At 70.7% G+C, this 14,778-nt stretch carries 12 protein-coding genes; 7 read left to right on the forward strand and 5 right to left on the reverse strand.

Going from position 1 to position 14,778, the window contains the following annotated elements; genetic code table 11:
• Nucleotides 1-63: 63 nt before the first annotated feature.
• Both AC1DCT_RS12490 and AC1DCT_RS12495 read left to right on the forward strand, forming a co-directional pair.
• Entirely contained in the window at nucleotides 64-843 is a 780-nt protein-coding gene (locus tag AC1DCT_RS12490) for a carboxymuconolactone decarboxylase family protein (RefSeq protein WP_477229807.1), read from the forward strand.
• A 15-nt stretch (nucleotides 844-858) separates the two neighbouring features.
• Nucleotides 859-1,695: an oxidoreductase gene (locus AC1DCT_RS12495; protein WP_477230352.1), complete on the forward strand. Its 837-nt coding sequence runs from the start codon at nucleotides 859-861 to the stop codon at nucleotides 1,693-1,695.
• Nucleotides 1,696-1,753: 58 nt separating this feature from the next.
• Here AC1DCT_RS12495 and AC1DCT_RS12500 read toward each other — a convergent pair whose 3' ends face one another.
• A complete protein-coding gene (locus AC1DCT_RS12500; RefSeq protein WP_441977447.1) occupies nucleotides 1,754-2,398 on the reverse strand; it encodes a TetR family transcriptional regulator in 645 nt (214 codons plus the stop codon).
• A 127-nt stretch (nucleotides 2,399-2,525) separates the two neighbouring features.
• Here AC1DCT_RS12500 and AC1DCT_RS12505 point away from each other — a divergent pair, with 127 nt between their 5' ends.
• Nucleotides 2,526-3,932, forward strand: a complete 1,407-nt coding sequence (locus AC1DCT_RS12505) for an APC family permease (protein ID WP_441977446.1) — start codon at nucleotides 2,526-2,528, stop codon at nucleotides 3,930-3,932.
• A 10-nt stretch (nucleotides 3,933-3,942) separates the two neighbouring features.
• On the forward strand, nucleotides 3,943-5,148 hold the full coding sequence (locus AC1DCT_RS12510; protein WP_477429544.1) for a serine hydrolase domain-containing protein: 1,206 nt from the start codon (nucleotides 3,943-3,945) through the stop codon (nucleotides 5,146-5,148).
• A gap of 44 nt (nucleotides 5,149-5,192) precedes the next feature.
• Here AC1DCT_RS12510 and AC1DCT_RS12515 read toward each other — a convergent pair whose 3' ends face one another.
• Complete coding sequence (locus tag AC1DCT_RS12515) at nucleotides 5,193-6,155, reverse strand: siderophore-interacting protein (RefSeq protein WP_477429546.1); 963 nt, start codon at nucleotides 6,153-6,155, stop codon at nucleotides 5,193-5,195.
• Between the two features lie 24 nt (nucleotides 6,156-6,179).
• On the opposite strand from AC1DCT_RS12515, the gene AC1DCT_RS12520 reads away from it, so the two are divergent.
• The 3 genes from AC1DCT_RS12520 (at nucleotide 6,180) to AC1DCT_RS12530 (ending at nucleotide 10,379) form a co-directional block, all read left to right on the forward strand.
• Nucleotides 6,180-7,037: an ABC transporter ATP-binding protein gene (locus AC1DCT_RS12520; RefSeq protein ID WP_477429547.1), complete on the forward strand. Its 858-nt coding sequence runs from the start codon at nucleotides 6,180-6,182 to the stop codon at nucleotides 7,035-7,037.
• 179 nt (nucleotides 7,038-7,216) lie between these two features.
• Entirely contained in the window at nucleotides 7,217-8,242 is a 1,026-nt protein-coding gene (locus AC1DCT_RS12525) for an ABC transporter substrate-binding protein (protein WP_477229802.1), read from the forward strand.
• A 106-nt stretch (nucleotides 8,243-8,348) separates the two neighbouring features.
• Entirely contained in the window at nucleotides 8,349-10,379 is a 2,031-nt protein-coding gene (locus AC1DCT_RS12530; RefSeq protein ID WP_477429549.1) for an iron ABC transporter permease, read from the forward strand.
• Between the two features lie 215 nt (nucleotides 10,380-10,594).
• Here the strand turns inward: AC1DCT_RS12530 and AC1DCT_RS12535 are convergent, their stop codons facing one another.
• The 3 genes from AC1DCT_RS12535 to AC1DCT_RS12545 are packed head-to-tail and all read right to left on the reverse strand — an operon-like array spanning nucleotide 10,595 to nucleotide 14,705.
• Nucleotides 10,595-12,262 carry a phytoene desaturase family protein gene (locus tag AC1DCT_RS12535; RefSeq protein WP_477429551.1) on the reverse strand — a complete coding sequence of 556 codons (1,668 nt, stop codon included), beginning with the start codon at nucleotides 12,260-12,262 and terminating at the stop codon, nucleotides 10,595-10,597.
• Between the two features lie 41 nt (nucleotides 12,263-12,303).
• A complete protein-coding gene (locus AC1DCT_RS12540; RefSeq protein WP_477429666.1) occupies nucleotides 12,304-13,200 on the reverse strand; it encodes a universal stress protein in 897 nt (298 codons plus the stop codon).
• The gene (locus AC1DCT_RS12545) at nucleotides 13,200-14,705 is read right to left on the reverse strand and encodes an APC family permease (protein ID WP_477429553.1); all 1,506 of its coding nucleotides are present in this window, start codon (nucleotides 14,703-14,705) and stop codon (nucleotides 13,200-13,202) included. Before AC1DCT_RS12545 ends, AC1DCT_RS12540 begins: the two co-directional genes overlap by 1 nt.
• Nucleotides 14,706-14,778: the final 73 nt, after the last annotated feature.

The following is a 14,778-nucleotide window of genomic DNA, read 5'->3' on the forward strand; positions in this document are numbered from 1 at the left end:
AACCTGGGCGCGAAGGACGGATGATCGTCCAGCGATGGCATGAGCCCGCGAGGAAGGACCCGCATGGCCGAGAACGACGCTTCGAACGTGGACGAGGGCGGACGCACCGCCGCCGCGGAGGAGGTCTACGCGCGGCTGTTCGGGCCGCGAGACACGACCGCGCCGGGTGACGATCCGGAGCTGATGGGGATCCTGCGGGGGTTCATCTTCGGGGACGTGTTCGGCACCGGCGTCATCGACGACCGCGCTCGCGAGCTGATCACGGTCACCGTCCTGGCCTGTCTCCAGGCGCTGCCGCAGCTGAGGGCGCACGTGGGCGCGGCGTTGAACGTCGGAGTGGATCCGGTTCAGGTGCGGGAGGCGATCTATCAGCTGGCCCCGTTCATCGGCTTCCCGTACACGCTCAACGCCGTCGCCGTGGCGAACGACGTGTTCCGCGAGCGCGGGATACCGCTGCCGCTTCCGGATCAGGGGACGGTGGCCGACACCGACCGGACCGCGAAGGGCCGGGAGATCCAGGCACCGCTGTACGGCACGGAGATCGCTGACGACCTCGCCGATCTTCCTGCCCCGTTCGCGGAGGCGCTGCCGCGATTCCTGACCGAGTTCTGCTTCGGCGACTTCTACACGCGTGGCGGCCTGACGCTCGCGCAGCGGGAGTTGCTGGTGCTGTGCGCGCTGACGACGATCGGCGACACGGCCGCGCAACTCGGCCCGCACGCGCGCGTCTGCCTCGAGGTCGGCAACTCCAAGGCCGAGGTCGTCGCCGCGCTCGTGCAGTGCTTCCCCTACATCGGCTTCCCTCGCACGGTCGCCGCCATTCGTGCGGTGAAGAGCCTCTGAGGAGGAGCGGTGGCGATGAGAACGAAGGTCGCACTGGTCACGGGAGCCTCCTCGGGGATCGGCGAGTCCGCCGCGCGTCACCTGAAGGAGGCGGGCTTCACCGTCTACGCCGCCGCGCGGCGCGTGGAGCGGATGGCGGGGCTGCGGGACGCGGGCGTGCACACCATCGCCCTGGACGTCACCGATGACAGGTCTGCGCAGGCCGCGGTCGCGCAGATCCTCGCCGAGCAGGGGCACATCGACGTGCTCGTGAACAACGCCGGCTACGGCTCGTACGGCGCGCTCGAGGACGTGCCGCTCACCGAGGCGCAGGCGCAGCTCGACGTGAACGTGCTGGGCCTGGCGCGCATGGCGCAGCTGGTGCTGCCGCCGATGCGCGCGCAGCGCAGCGGGACGATCATCAACATCGCCTCGATGGGCGGGAACTTCACGACGCCCCTTGGTGCGTGGTACCACGCCAGCAAGTACGCGGTCGAGGCGCTCAGCGATGCGATGCGCATGGAGCTGGCACCCTTCGGCATCGACGTCGTCGTCATCGAGCCCGGATCCATCCGCACCGAGTGGGGTGGCATCGCCGCCGCGAAGGTGCTCGAGACGTCCGGCCGGGGCGCGTACCGGAAGCAGGCGGAGCAGGTGTCGGCAGTCCTCGGTCGCACCTCCGTGCCCGGCGCCAGGATGACGTCGCCTGCGGACGTCGTCGCGCGGGCGATCACCACGGCGGCGACCTCCCGCCGCCCTCGAACCCGCTACCGCATCGGCTTCGGCGCGAAGCCTCTCTTCTTCGCGCACCGGATCCTGCCCGCCCGCGTGTTCGACCGGCTCATCCAGCGCGGCATGGGCATCGGCGGCTGAGCGGGCGACAGCACCTCGGTGGTGCCGCGATCTGCTTCTGCTGCGAACGCGCAGGGCATCACGCCAGGCGGGCGATCGCCTCCTCGAACCGTGCGCGGTCCAGGTCGAGCGTCCAGACTGCGACATCGCCCACGAAACGGGAGAACGCCTCTCCGGCGAACGGGCCACGATCGTTCACGTAGCAGCCGAAGGCGTCGATCGCCATGAAGATCCGGATGCAGGAGGCCTCGGCATCGGCGGTCGCGAACTGCCCGGCGGCGACGCCGCTCTCGATCAGCGCCGTGAGCCGGGCCCGGTCGAGCGCCTCTTGCTCCTCGATCGAGTCGAGCAGGTCCTCGCTGAACCTCGACAGATGCCGCGCGTTCAGCCACAGCCGCGCGAGGTCGTCGGCCCGACGGCTCTCGATCCGGTGCACGAGATGCGCGATCTGCTCCAGGGGCGAGCCATCGCCCGGGAACATCGCCTCGCGTTCCCCCTTGATTGCGAGTTCGAACGCGGCGATCACCAGATCCTGGACTGCGGGGAAGTAGTGCCCGATCAGGCCGGGGCGCACGCCGAGCTGCTCAGCCACTCCTCGCAGCGTGACGCGCTCGAGCCCTTCCGTCAGGGCGATCCGCGCTGCCTCGGCGAGGATCTCGGCGCGTCGTTCGCCGGGCGGCTTGCGCACCTGCCGGGCAGGGCCGGAAGAGACTCTTGACACCATGCAAGACAACCTATTGGATTGGTGACCAATAGCACTATTGGTCCTATGCCCAATAGATGAATCCCGATCCATGTTCGAAGGGGAACAGCATGCACACCGACCTCTGCCGTGACGGCGGGACCGTCCGATGAGTGAGACAACGCCCGGAGCGCATCTGCAGAAGAGCCTCGGGCTTCCCTCGGTCGTCGCGTTCGGCCTGGGCTACATGGCCCCGAGCCTGGTGATGGTGATCTTCGGCGTGATCGCGGTCGCCAGCGCCGGCACTTCGGCGACGGTGTTCGGCGTCGCCACCCTTGCGATGCTGCTGACCGCGCTCAGCTACGCGAAGCTGTCGCACCACTATCCGGTGTCCGGATCCGCCTACTTCTACGCGCGGCGCCTGATCGGCTCTCCGATCGGGTTCCTGGTCGGTTGGAGCGTGCTGCTCGACTATCTGTTCCTGCCGATGGTCGCGTGGCTCGTGCAGTCGGTCTATCTGAACGCCCAGTTTCCCGACATCCCGATCTGGATCTGGATGCTGGTCAACGCCGGCCTCACGACCCTGATCAACATCGTGGGCGTGGTGCTCAGCGACCGCGTGAACATGGTGCTCACGGGGGCTGCCGTGTTCCTGGTGCTGCTGTTCGTCGCGTACTGCCTGGTCTTCCTGGTGCACGACCACCCGTCGGACTATGTCGCGCCGATCTGGAACCCGCTCACCACGGTCGGCGGGGTCACTGCAGCCACCGCCATCGCGGCCTACTCCTACCTCGGCTTCGACGCTGTCACGACGCTCTCGGAAGAGACGAAGGACGCGGGCAGGACGATTCCCCGGGCGGTCATCCTGGTCATCCTCATCGGCGGAGTGCTGTTCACCGCGGTCGCCTACGTCATGCAGCTCGTGCACCCGGGCTTCGACTTCGGCAAGCCCGGCGACGAACAGGTGGGCGGCTACATCCTCTCCATCCAGGTCGGCGGGCAGGCCTTCGCCGACTGGACGAATCTGGCGGGGATCGTCGCCGGCTTCGCCTCGGGCCTCGCCGTGCAGCTGAGTTCGAGCCGACTGCTGTACTTCATGGGCCGCGACGGCGTCTTGTCGAAGCGGGTCTTCGGGTGGGTCAGCCCGCGCACCAAGACGCCGATCTGGGCGATCCTGTTCACCGGGCTGATGTGCTTCGTGGGGATGGGGCTGACCACCGACGTCGCCTACTCGTTCATCAACTTCGGAGCCTTCACCGGATTCACCGTCGTGAACATCTGCGTCATCGCGTTCTTCGTGCGCAAGCGGAAGACGCGCAGGCTCAGCGTTCTGGGGTACGTGGTGCTCCCGGCGCTCGGAGCGTCCGTGACCGTCTACCTGCTCACGCAGCTCAGCCCGACCGCGCTCATCATCGGCGGCAGCTGGCTCGCCGCCGGGTTGCTCTGGCTGCTCTGGCTCACCCGAGGGTTCCGCCGGCCGACACCGTCCATGAGCGCCACCGAGTACGGGGAGATCCCCGAAGGCGCTTCGACTCGGCCCGTGAGTGTGGCCGACCTCGCAGAGATCGACGAATAGGAGAGCCCTCGTGCACGCCGACCCTACCCCGAGCCGCGCGACGACCCTTGTCGACACTGGACCGCACCCGGCGCGATACCCCGGCGCGCCGGTGGGCGAGCCGACGATCGACAGCTGGCAGGAGCCGCCGTACAACCGCTGGGTCTTCGCCCACATGAACGAGCTCATGCCGGTCGCGACCGTGTCGCGGCGCGCCGAGAACCCGGGGGCGACCGTGCGCCTCGGTCCCCTGACCGAGCAGCTGCCGGATCTCGTCGCGCGACTCGAGCAGACCTACACCGACGCGTTCCTCGTGTTCCGCGGTGACGAGGTGCTCGCGGAGTACTATCGCGAGGGATTCGGCCCCGACCAGCTGCATCTGTTGATGAGCGTCTCGAAGTCGCTGTGCAGCACGGTGTTCGGGGCGCTGGTGGATGCTGGCAGGATCGACCCGGCCGGCCGGATCACCGCGTATGTGCCCGAGCTGGCAGGCTCCGTCTACGACGGCCCGACCGTGCAGCAGCTGCTCGACATGGAGATCGCGATCGACTATGACGAGGACTACGTCGATCCCGCCTCCGAGGTGCAGGCGCACGACCGCGCCGCGGGCTGGCGCACGCGGCTGCCCGGCGACGCGGCGAGCGACTACGAGTTCCTCACCACCTTGCGAGGCAGCGGATCCGTCGGCGAGTTCCAGTACTGCTCGGCGAACACCGATGTGCTGGCCTGGATCATCGAGAGGGTCAGCGGGCTGCGCTACGCAGACGCGCTGTCCCGGTTCCTCTGGGCCAAGCTGGACGCCGATCACGACGCGACCATCACCGTCGACGCGACCGGTTTCGGCTATGCCAACGGCGGTGTCTCCGCGACTGCTCGAGACCTCGCCCGCGTCGGACGGATGATGCTCGATGGAGGGGTCGCCCCGCGCGATCGGGTGGTGTCGCAGGACTGGGTCCGCAGCGTGTTCGCCGGCGGCTCCCGCGAGGCGATGACGTACGAGGGTTTCACGAAGACGTTCCCGAACGGGAGCTACACCCGGCAGTGGTGGTGCACCGGCAACGAGCGCGGGAACGTGAGCGGGATCGGGATCCACGGCCAGAGCCTCTGGCTGGACCCGCTCACCGACTCGGTGATCGTCAAGCTCTCCGCGTGGCCGGATCCGGACACCGAGGAGTGGAATGCACTGCAGAGCGAGTTACTTCTCGACGTCAGCCGCGCCCTCGACACGGTTCCGTAGCGGCGGCTCGGGTGGTGGAGTGCGTTCGGGCCGAGTCCTCCGGCTCAGGCCGCCTCGGCGCGACCCCGACGCCAGTAGCCCATGAACGCCACCGAACGGCGGTCGATGCCGAGGCCGCGCACCAGGTGCCGGCGCAGCGCCGTGATCGTCGACGCCTCCCCGGCCAGCCAGGCGTAGCAGGATCCGACGGTGTCCTCCGGAACCTCCCAGAGCACGTCGTCCTCGCTCGGGTCCGCCAGCTCCGCTCCTGCAGCGGTCTCGGGTCCCGCGGGCTGCGGGGCGTGGACCGGGTCTGCGACGTCGGCGGTCGGCGTGCCCCTGGTGACCCGCGACTCGCCCCAGGCGTGCACGGCCGCGCTCAGGCGCAGCCCGTGCGCCGCGCTTCCGCGGGCCAGCCACCGGACCGCGACGCCGTCCGGGGCCGTGAGCGGCAGCGCGTCCGCCTCGGTGGGCACCTCGATGTAGACGGATCCGGTCACGTGTGCGGGCAGTGCCTCGACGATCGCGCAGATCGCGGGCACCGCGGTCTCATCGCCCGCGATGAGCACGGAACCGGCATCGCCCGGGTTCCACTCCCGTCCGCCGGTCTCGTCGGCGCGCGCATCGGGGCCGATCACGACCAGCGGTTCCCCTGGCGCGGCGGCCGTGGCCCAGGCGGAAGCCGGGCCCTCGGTGCCGTGCAGCACGAAATCGACGTCGATCTCACGGGATTCCGGTCGCACCGCGCGGATCGTGTACGTGCGGATCGGATTGCGCTGCTCATCGGGGAGTTCTCGCCATCGGCGATACCACTCCATCATGCCCACCGACTCGTCGAACTGGCCGACGTCGGTGAAGGATCCGTCGGGCAGTGGCAGCACGAGCTTGATGCGCTGATCGAGCCCTGCCGTGCCGAAGTGCACGAGATCGGGGCCGGTCAGCGTCATCCGCAGGAAGCTCGGCGACAGCTGCTCGCGGCGGGCGACGGTGGTGCGATAGGTCCGGTACGGGTGATGTGACACGCTCATCAGGATAGGTTAGGCTCCCCTAACATGACGAATCGGAACTCCTCCGACGCCCTCCCGCAGGTCGGGCTCGAGGCAGAGGGCCTCGCGCTGCACTACGGCCGGACACCTGTCGTGCACGACGTCGCGCTCACGCTCCGACCCGGATCCGTCACGGCGCTCATCGGGCCGAACGGCAGCGGCAAGTCCACGGCGCTGCGGGCCATCGCGCGACTGCATCGGATCCAGGCCGGGTCAGTGCGCATCGACGCCGACGGCGCTCGCCGCGACGCCGCGGCGATGGACGCGAAGGAGTTCGCGCGCACCGTGGCGATGCTGTCGCAGTCGCGGCCGCACCCCTCCGGACTGGAGGTGCGCGATGTCGTCGCCTTCGGGCGGCATCCGCATCGCGGGCGCTTCTCGGGCCTGCGCGACGAGGATCGCACTGCCATCGACCGGGCGCTGGCGCTCACGGGCCTCGACGCGATGGGCGCCCGTCCTGTCGACGAACTCTCTGGAGGGGAGCTGCAGCGCGTCTGGCTGGCCACCGCGCTTGCGCAGACCACGCCGATCCTGCTGCTCGACGAGCCGACCAACCATCTCGACCTGCGCTACCAGATCGAGACGCTCGACCTCATCCGCGACCTCGCCGACGCCGGCACCGCGCTGGGCGTCGTGCTGCACGACCTCGACCACGCCGCCGCGGTCGCCGACCGTGTCGTGCTGCTCCACGACGGCCGCGTGCGCGCCGATGGCACCCCCGCCGAGGTGCTCACCGGCGAGAACCTGTCGGCGGCCTACGGGCTGCGCATCGACACCGCGCTCGACGACGACGGCCGGGTGCGCGTGATCCCGCGCGGCCGGCACGACGCGCGGCGCTCCGCACGCGAGCCGCAGCTGGTCTGACCGCGAGCGGACGCGCGCCGACGCGCCCACGGCGCCCCATCGGCCCGACGGCCACCGCGCCTGCGCCCGCGCTCGGCCGCCGCGACCGGATCCGCCAACCCCTGACCAAGCCTTCAGCAACCCGACCGTCCCGACCCACCGACCACCCCGACCCACCGACTCACCGACCCTGGAGAACCATGCGCAAGCCCCTCGCCGTCCTCTCACTGCTCGCCGCCAGCACCCTCGCCCTCGCCGGCTGCGGAACGACCTCCGTCGCGGCGCCCACCAGCAGCGCCGCACCCGCCGCGAGCGCCGAGTGCGCCAAGGACTCCACGACCACCGCCACGGGGCCGGTCACTGTGACCGACGCCCTCGGCCGCACCGTGAAGCTCGACAAGCCCGCCGCGCGCGTCGCGGTGCTGGAGTGGCAGCAGGTCGAGGATGCGCTCACCCTGTGCGTGACGCCCGTGGCCGTGGCCGATGCGGCCGGCTACCGGCAGTGGGACAAGGCTGAGACGCTGCCCGAGGGCGTGAAGGACGTGGGAACCCGGCAGGAGCCGAACCTCGATGCGTTGTTCCAGGCCAAGCCGGACCTCGTCATCGTCGAGGCGCAGGCCCGCGACGACGCGATCATCGGCCAGCTCGAGAAGTACGGCGTGCCCGTGCTCGTCACGATCGGCGCCGACGCGAAGGATCCGGTGAAGCAGCTGCTCGCGACCTTCGGCCTCATCGCGCAGGCCACCGGCCGCACCGAACGGGCCGAGGCCGTCACGACGGAGATGAAGAACCACCTCGCGGAGGCGAAGAAGACCCTGGCCGCGGCGAAGCCCTCCAGCACCGAGTTCGTGTACTTCGATGGCTGGGTCGACGGCGGCACCGTGTCGCTGCGCCCCTTCGGCACCGGCTCGCTGATCGGCGCGATCGGCGCCGAGCTGGGGCTCACGAACGTGTGGAAGGGCGAGACCGACCCCGCGTACGGGCTCGGCAGCACCGACATCGAGGGCATGGCGACGGTCGGATCCGCGACGCTGCTGCACACCGGGACCGATGACCCCGACAGCGACAGCTTCATCACGGCGGCCCAGAAGAACCCGGCCTGGGCCTCGATCCCGGCGGTGAAGGAGAAGCGCATCCACGCGTTCCCGAGCGGCATCTGGACGTTCGGCGGACCGCGCTCGGCCGAGAAGATCGCCGACGCGTACGTCGCCGCGTTCGGCAAGTGAGCCGACGGCGGTGAGCTCGATGCGGGTGGACGAGCAGGATCCTGCGAGGCCGGTTGCGCGCGGGGCGGCGGAACCGACGGCCGAGGCGGGCACGGATGTGCGGGCGATGACCGGAGAAGCGGGCGCGAGCCCTGCGTCCGCCGTCCGCGCCCGCCTCGGCGCCGTCGGCGTGCTGGTCCTGCTCGCCCTCGCCCTCGTCGCCGCCGCGGGCTGGCACCTCACCCAGGGCACGAGCGGGGCCGTCTGGGCCAACCCCGACATCCTGCTCGGTGCGCGCCTGCCGCGGCTCGCCGCGGGCGTCGCCGTCGGCGTCGCGCTCGGCATGGCCGGCCTGCTCATGCAGTCGCTGGCGCGCAACGCCCTGGCCTCGCCCGACACGCTCGGCGTGACGGCGGGTTCGTATCTCGCCGTCACCGCGGTCGCCGCGTTCGGGATCTCGGTCCCGTTCTGGTCATCGGGGATCGTCGCGTTCGCCGGCGGACTCGTCGCGGCCGTGATCGTGCTGGGACTCGCGGGGGGCGCCGGATCCTCGACGACCCGGCTCGTGCTGGCCGGATCCGCGCTGGCCCTCGCGTTCCAGGCCGCGACCTCGGCGCTGCTGATCCTGTTCAGCGAGCAGACCAAGGGGCTGCTGGCTTGGGGGAGCGGCAGCCTCTCGCAGCTCGGGCTCGAGGCCTTCCTGCGCGCGGCGCCGGTCGTCGTGGTCGCCGGACTGCTGGCGCTGCTCCTCGCCCGCCGCCTCGACGTGCTCGCCCTCGGCGACGATCTGGCCGCGTCCCTCGGCGTGCGGATCCGCTCCACGCGCATCCTCGGGATCCTGCTCTCGGTGCTGCTGACCGCGACCGCCGTCACCCTTGCCGGTCCGCTCGGGTTCGTCGGACTGTGCGCGCCCGTGCTCGCACGCCTGCTCGTGCGGATCGTGCCGGGTCTCGGCCGTCATGCCCTGCTGCTGCCCGCCTCCGGTCTCATCGGCGCGCTCGTGGTGATCCTCGCCGACGCCTTGCTGCGGCTGATCATCGGCGCCGAGGGTGCGATCGCGGTGCCCACGGGCGTGGCGACGACCGTGCTCGGATCCGTCGTGCTCGTGGTGATGGCGCGGCGGCTGCGCGATTCCGGGCCCACGCGACGCCCGCCGTCGATCCGGTTCGGGGTGCGGGGGCCGCTGCGCTTCCGACTCGTGCTCGCGGTCTCGGCCGTGCTGGTGGTCGCCGTCGTGATCGCCGGCCTGCTGCTGGGTGCGACGCCGCTGCTCACCGGCGACGTGATGCTCTGGCTGCAGGGGCAGGCGCCGCCGCAGATCGCGTTCGCGCTGGACGAGCGTGCGCCCCGGGTCATCGCCGCGGTCACGGCGGGCGCGGCGCTCGCGCTCGCCGGGTGCCTCACCCAGGCGGTGAGCCGCAACCCGCTCGCGGATCCGGGACTCCTCGGCATCACCGGCGGCGCGGGGCTCGGAGCTGTGCTCGTGGTGACGAGTGCCACGGCCTCGACCTTCGGCATGCTCGTGGCTGCGGTGATCGGCGCGATCGCGGCGTTCGCCCTCGTCTATCTGCTCTCCTGGCGCGGCGGGCTCAGTGCGGACCGGTTCATCCTCATCGGGATCGGCGTCTCCTCGGCGGCGGTGGCACTCACCTCGTTCGTGCTGCTGCGCGCGAGCCCGTTCGACACTCCGAAGATCTACACCTGGCTGAGCGGCACGACGTACGGCCGGATCTGGGAGCAGGTCGTGCCGCTGGCCGTGGTTCTGCTGATCGCGCTGCCCGTGGTGCTGCTGCGCGGTCGAGAGCTGGATCTGCTCGGCCTCGACGAGGACACCCCGCGCGTGCTGGGCGTGAAGCTCGAACGCTCGCGTCTGCTGATCCTCGCGGTCGCGGCGCTGCTCGCGGCGTTCAGCGTGGTGGCCGTCGGCGTGATCGGCTTCGTGGGCCTCGTCGCCCCGCATGCCGCCCGCGCGCTGGTCGGCGCGCGGCATGCGCGCGTGGTGCCGGTCGCGGTGCTGCTCGGGGCGGTGCTGGTGGGGCTTGCGGACGCCGTGGGGCGCACGGTGATCGCGCCCGCGCAGCTGCCCGCGGGGCTCGCGGTCGCCGTGCTCGGCGCGCCGTACTTCGTCTGGCTGCTCTGGCGCTCCCGCGACGTGTGAGCCGGCGATCGTCGGGTGCGCGCTCGGCGGTGCCGGTGCTCGCTCAGGAACCGGGGGAGGAAGGGCGCTCAGGACTCGGGGAGGCTCACCTCCGCTCAGGTCGCAGAAACTGCTCCGATGGAGGCCCCTTCACAGCAGATAGTGCGACCTGAGCGGCGGGAGTGCAACCTGACCGGATGGGAGTGCGACCTGAGGGGGCGGCACGACGCTGCGGCTCAGCCCGCGGCGTCGGCCTCGAGCACCGCCATCGCGGCGTTGTGGCCGCCGATGCCCGAGACGGCGCCGCCGCGGACCGCGCCGGATCCGCACAACAGCACGTCCGGGAAGCGGGTCGCCACGCCCCAGCGCTGGGCGGGAGTGCCGAGCTCGGCGCCGTCCTCGGCCCAGGGCCAGGACAGCGGCCCGTGGAAGATGTTGCCACCCGGCATCGCGAGCGCTTCCTCCAGGTCGCGCGTCGTCTTGACCTCGATGCACGGCGCGCCCGCCGCATCGACGGCGAGGACGTCCTCGATCGGCTCCGCGAGGACCGAGTCCAGCGAGGCGAGCACGGCGGTCCGGATCCGGTCGCGCAGTTCGTCGTTGCCGATCCGGTCGACGAGGCGGTCGGGCACGTGCAGGCCGAACAGGGTGAGAGTCTGGGCGGGGGTGTCGCGGAGAGATTCGCCCAGGATCGTCCGGTCGCTCAGCGTGTGGCAGTAGATCTCGCACGGCATCGGATCCGGCAGCTCGCCCGCCTCTGCGCGCTCGAAGGCGGCCCGCAGCTGCACGCCGAGCTCGTTGATGTGGAAGGTGCCTGCGAACGCCGCCTCGGGCGCGACGGTCTCGTCGCGGAGTCTCGGCAGCCGGGTGAGGAACAGGTTCACCTTCGCCTGTGCGCCCTCGGGACGGACCGCGGCGGCGCCATCCGCGACGCCGGACGTGTCAGACGGCCCGGCGTCGCCGAGCAGCCGCTCGAGCACCGCGGGCGCGACGTTCGACAGGATCGTCCGCGCGGTGACCGTGCGCAGCTCACCGCCGTGGCGGTACTGCACCGTGGCCACGTCCGTCGCCGCGTCCGTGGCCGTGCCCGCGAAGGCGCCGGCACCGGCCGGGGTCACCGACAGCACCTCGGCCTCGGTGAGCACGGTCGCGCCGGCGACCGAGGCCGCTCGGGCGATCTCGCCCGAGACCGCGCCCATGCCGCCGACCGGCACGTCCCAGTCGCCGGTGCCGCCGCCGATCACGTGGTACAGGAAGCAGCGGTTCGCATCGAGCGCCGGATCGTCGAGGCTCGTGAACGTCCCGATCAGCCCGTCTGTCGCGACGATGCCCCGCACCAGATCGCTGCGGAACCGTGCGTCGATCGTCTCGCCGAGCGGACGCTCGATGAATGCGTCCCACACGTCGTCCTCGCCGAGACGGGCCTTCGCCTCGACACGGGTCGGCAGCGGCTCGGTCAAGGTCGGGAACAGCGCCTGCGCGATCCGCCGCGTCTCGTCGTAGAGCGCGTCCCAGGCCGCCACATCCTCGGCGCCGACCCCGGCCCGAGCGAAGTCGGCGCGGGCGCCCTCGGCGTCGGCCGCCCGATCCACGAGCAGGCCGCGCGTCGGGTCGAGCGGATCCGGCGTGTACGACGAGTAGCGGCGTCGGACGAGGCTGATGTCCAGTCCCAGGTCGTCGATGATCCGCTGCGGGAGCAGGCTGACCAGGTAGGCGTAGCGGGAGAGCCGGGCGTCGACCCCCTCGAACGCCTGGGCCGACACCGCCGCGCCGCCGACATGGTCGTCGCGTTCGAGCACGAGCACGCTGCGCCCGGCCTTGGCGAGATAGGCCGCGGCCGTCAGTCCGTTGTGGCCGCCTCCGACGACGACGGCATCGTAGTCGGGGGTCTTCTCGTCAGGCATGAGAGATCCTCGTTCGTTGCGGGCAGATTCTCGGATCCGGTTCACTCCGTCGTGGCTGCACCGGGCACGGCGACGACGGGGACCGGCGCGTAGCGGATGATCTTGGCCGCACTCGATCCCAGGAACACGCGGGCGATCGGGTGCGTCGAAGAGGAGCCGATGGCGAGGATGTCGCCCTCCTCCCAATCGAGCCGACGGATCGCGCGGGCCCAGTCGGATCCCTCGGCGATCGTGAACACGAGCGTGTCGTCGTCAAAGCCCTGCGAGCGCAGGAACCCCTCCGCGTCGCGCTGCGCGTTGCCCGCCTGCATGCGCCACAGGTCGATCACCTGGGTCTCGGCGTGCCCCATGCGGGACGTGACGGGACGGCGGGGCGGGGCGACCACGAAGGTCACCACGCGCAGCCGCGCCCCCGTGCGCCGACAGATCTCGGCGACGCCGGTGAGCAGCGACCAGCTCGCGTCGTCGTCGCGGAACGCGACCGTGACACGGGTCACGCCGCTGTCGGTGCGGTAGCCCCGGGGCGCGATGGCCACGGGGACCGGCGATGAGTGCACGAGCCGGTCGGTCTTCGAGCTGAGTCTGATGCGGCCGGGCTCTGCGTCGCCGCTCGAGCCGACCACGAGCATCCGTGCCTCATGCTCCATCGCCTGCTCGACGAGGGCCTGTGGCACCGAGCGCCCGCTCACCCAGACCGCCGTGCCGTTGACGCCGGGGTGCTGGGCCAGGTCGGCGCGCGCCTCCTCGGCGGTGATCTCGCCCTCGCTCGCCGCCCAGTCCTCGAACTCCCGGTCGGTGCCGCCGGCGAGCGGGGTGCCCCAGCCCTGCGGGACGACGGACACGGCGCGGACCGGCTGGGGCTCGGAGCGGGCGAACTGGCAGGCGAGTTCGATGGCGGAACGGTCGTTGTTGTGGGGGCCGTAGCCGACGAGGTACATCACTTGCCCTGGTCTTCGAGCTCGGGGTGGATGGGTTCGGAGATCTCCTCGTCGGAGGTGTAGGTGTTCAGCGTGGCCCTGCGGCGCCCGTAGGCGACGTAGAACAGGAACACGATCACGAGCCAGCTCACGCAGATCATCCAGGTGATGGGCTGCAACTGGGTCAGCACGTACACGCACACCACCACGGTGAGGATCGGAACGACCCACGGGCCGAACGGCACCTTGTACGGCCGCTCGATCTCGGGGTGGGTGCGGCGCAGGACCATCAGGGAGATCGCGACGATGCTGAACGCGACCAGCGTGCCGAAGGAGACGCTGTCCCACAGGTAGTCCGCCGGCACGAACCCGGCGACGAGCGCGACGATGATCGACACCGTGAGGGTGTTGAAGACGGGGGTGCCGAACCTCGGGCTGACGCGCTCGAACTTCTTCGAGACCATGCCGTCACGGGAGATCGAGAACAGGATGCGGGTCTGCCCGTAGAGGGTGACCAGGGTCACCGAGAACACGGAGATCACCGCACCTGCGGACAGGACGATCGGCCAGATCGGGCTCCCGGTCACATGCAGCAGGATCTTCGCGAGGCCCGCTTCGCCGGCCTCCTTCGTCGCGAACCAGCTGGCGGGCTCGGCGGCGAGGCCCGCGACGGAGACCAGGACGTAGATCACGGTGACGATCAGCAGCGCGCCGATGATCGCGCGGGGGATCGCCTTCTGCGGGTTGCGCACCTCCTCAGACGCGGTGGCGACCGCATCGAGTCCGATGTACGAGAAGAAGATCACGCCCGCCGCGCCGCTGATCCCGGACGCCTGCCCGAAGAAGTTCGCGAAGTGGTCGGCGTTGAACGCCGTGAACGCGAGCACCACGAACAGCAGCAGCACGCCGAGCTTGACGCACACCATGATCGCGTTCACGGTCGCGGACTCCGACGCGCCGCGGATCAGCAGCAGCATGCACAGACCGATCAGCACCACGGCGGGCAGGTTGATGAACCCGCCGTTCGGGGATCCGTCCGGGTTCGGGATGAACGTCAGCGACAGCGCCGTCGGCAGCTCGAAGTGGAACAGCTGCAGCAGCAGCTCGTTGAAGTACCCGCTCCATCCGACCGCGACGGCCGAGACGGCGAGGCCGTACTCGAGCAGCACCGCACCGCCGACCAGGACCGCCGGCCCCTCACCCAGCGCGTGATACGTGTACGAATAGCTCGACCCGCTGACGGGGATCGCCGACGCGAGTTCGGCGTAGCACAGCGCCGACAGCCCCGCGGCGACCGCCGCGAGCAGGAAGGAGAGGATGACCGCCGGTCCCGCCAGGGGGACCGCGCTGCTGAGGACGAAGAAGACACCGGTGCCGACGGTGGCGCCGACGCCGAACATCATCAGCTGGAACGTCCCCAGATTGCGGGACAGCTCCTCGCCCTGATGGTGCCGGCGCTGAAAGATGATCGGCTTGCGACGCACGAGCTGCCGGCCGAAAGACGTCGGGGTGTGATTGCTGGACATATGGCTCCCAAAGGCCGGTGGCGGGCGTCTTCGACCGCCGTTGCCTCATGTTGGCACTCGGCGAGAGCGATAC

This window comes from Microbacterium sp. 10L49, from assembly GCF_056395125.1.

Bases quoted from the DNA above. Each gene is read 5' to 3' on its own strand.
- AC1DCT_RS12490 (WP_477229807.1), top strand. From the start codon at position 64: ATGGCCGAGAACGACGCTTCGAACGTGGACGAGGGCGGACGCACCGCC.
- AC1DCT_RS12495 (WP_477230352.1), top strand. From the start codon at position 859: ATGAGAACGAAGGTCGCACTGGTCACGGGAGCCTCCTCGGGGATCGGC.
- AC1DCT_RS12500 (WP_441977447.1), bottom strand. From the start codon at position 2,398: ATGGTGTCAAGAGTCTCTTCCGGCCCTGCCCGGCAGGTGCGCAAGCCG.
- AC1DCT_RS12505 (WP_441977446.1), top strand. From the start codon at position 2,526: ATGAGTGAGACAACGCCCGGAGCGCATCTGCAGAAGAGCCTCGGGCTT.
- AC1DCT_RS12515 (WP_477429546.1), bottom strand. From the start codon at position 6,155: ATGAGCGTGTCACATCACCCGTACCGGACCTATCGCACCACCGTCGCC.
- AC1DCT_RS12520 (WP_477429547.1), top strand. From the start codon at position 6,180: ATGACGAATCGGAACTCCTCCGACGCCCTCCCGCAGGTCGGGCTCGAG.
- AC1DCT_RS12525 (WP_477229802.1), top strand. From the start codon at position 7,217: ATGCGCAAGCCCCTCGCCGTCCTCTCACTGCTCGCCGCCAGCACCCTC.
- AC1DCT_RS12530 (WP_477429549.1), top strand. From the start codon at position 8,349: ATGACCGGAGAAGCGGGCGCGAGCCCTGCGTCCGCCGTCCGCGCCCGC.
- AC1DCT_RS12535 (WP_477429551.1), bottom strand. From the start codon at position 12,262: ATGCCTGACGAGAAGACCCCCGACTACGATGCCGTCGTCGTCGGAGGC.
- AC1DCT_RS12540 (WP_477429666.1), bottom strand. From the start codon at position 13,200: ATGTACCTCGTCGGCTACGGCCCCCACAACAACGACCGTTCCGCCATC.
- AC1DCT_RS12545 (WP_477429553.1), bottom strand. From the start codon at position 14,705: ATGTCCAGCAATCACACCCCGACGTCTTTCGGCCGGCAGCTCGTGCGT.